Consider the following 1,675-nt stretch of genomic DNA (forward strand, 5'->3'; position numbering starts at 1 on the left):
TTGAACAGCTCCCTGTCAAGTAGACAGTGGAAATAATAAAAAAGCTTTAAGCGACTTGAGCCCTGTATTCCAATGGGCTTAAGCCGTTTAATCTTTCTTGGTAACGTTCGTTATTGTAAAACTGGATATAATCATTTACCGCTTGTTGTAACGCTTCAAATGTCTCATACTTATGTAAGTAATACTTTTCACATTTCAACGTCCCCCAAAACGATTCCATTGGTCCATTATCTATACATTTTCCTACACGTGACATGCTATGAATCATTTTTGCTTTTTCTATTTTTCTCTTAAACCCATGTGATGTATATTGATACCCTCGATCACTATGAATCAATGGATGTTCATTCTCTTTTAATATAGTGATAGCTTGATTCAATGTTTGAAATACCAATTTATTATTGTTTGAATGTCCCAATACATAACTAATAATGGAGCCATCGTAAAGATCTAAAATGGCGCTTAAATACGTTTTCCTTCCGTTTCCTAATTTGAACTCTGTGACATCTGTTACCCATTTTTCATTGGGCTTGCTTGCAGTAAATTCACGATTGAGTCGATTTTCAGCGACATATTGCGCAGATGAGGGAACATAGCGTTTTCTTTTCCGACGAATCACGGACTGTAATCCAGCGATGTGCATTAAGCGATAAATGCGTTTGTGATTAAACTTTTTATGATATATCCTATTGATATTTAATTTCATTCTTCGGTACCCATAAATGCCTCCTACTCGTGCATAAATAGCCTGGATATCCTGAAGAATTGCTTCATTCTCTAATTCTTTAGCTGTTGGCGTACGCTGAAGCCATTTATAATAAGCAGCACGGGATACACCGGCAATTTCACATAAAAGGATTACTGGCAGGTTTTCATCCGAATGTAAATCTTGAATCGCTCTATATTTATTTTGTAGACGAACGCTTGTTACTGACGCCTCCTTTCGAGTTCCTCTAACTTTTTTAAAAAAGCATTTTCTGCACGCAATCGTTCATTTTCTCGCTCTAAACGTTTCATTTCCAGCTTAAACTTTTCTTCAGCTGTTAATTCATATTCCTCTTTCTTTCGACCGCGTTTATCTTGTATTGCTTCTTCACCATTTGTTTCAAACTTCTTGACCCATTGATATACCTGTTGGTAAGAAACTCCATAGCTTTCGGCTGCGAGTTGATAGTTTTTCTGGTGTTGTAGACAGTAATTCACAATTTGAATTCGTTCTTCTAATGTTGTTTTTCTTCTACTTGTCATAGAGTTTGTCATTCCTTTACCGGTATCATTTAATTCTCTATGACTATTATACTTTTTAATCCATTTTCCCAAAACCGCAGTACTGGATATATTGTATTTTTGGATAACCTTGTTTAACGAATAGTGTCCTGATAGATAATCATTCACAGCTGCTAACTTTAGCTCTTTTGAATAAGACTTCCAAGAAGTCGCGTCTGTTAAACTGTCTTCACCATTCATTTCATATCTTCTCTTCCAATCTCTAATCGTACCAGGATCAACAGAAAACTTGGCCGTAATGTCAGCTATTGAATGGTGACCATCTTTATAAAGATTTAAAATAGCCAATTTCTCAGCTTTAGAATATTTCATTCGAGCCATAGAAAATACTCCCCTTAGATCAACAGATTTTTATTTTTTATCTGTCTACCTAATGGGGAGCATATCA

The 1,675-nt window shown here is 35.6% G+C and carries 1 protein-coding gene; it reads right to left on the reverse strand.

The window, feature by feature from the left end:
- Positions 1–46 precede the first annotated feature (46 nt).
- Positions 47–1,608 (reverse strand): IS3 family transposase gene (locus AKG34_RS27310; protein ID WP_152952418.1). Its coding sequence is split into 2 segments (ribosomal slippage): positions 47–975 and positions 975–1,608, totalling 1,563 coding nucleotides; the frame shifts between segments, so codons are not numbered across the junction.
- Positions 1,609–1,675: the final 67 nt, after the last annotated feature.

This window comes from Peribacillus butanolivorans (genome assembly GCF_001273755.1).
GTDB classification, from domain to species: domain Bacteria; phylum Bacillota; class Bacilli; order Bacillales; family DSM-1321; genus Peribacillus; species Peribacillus butanolivorans.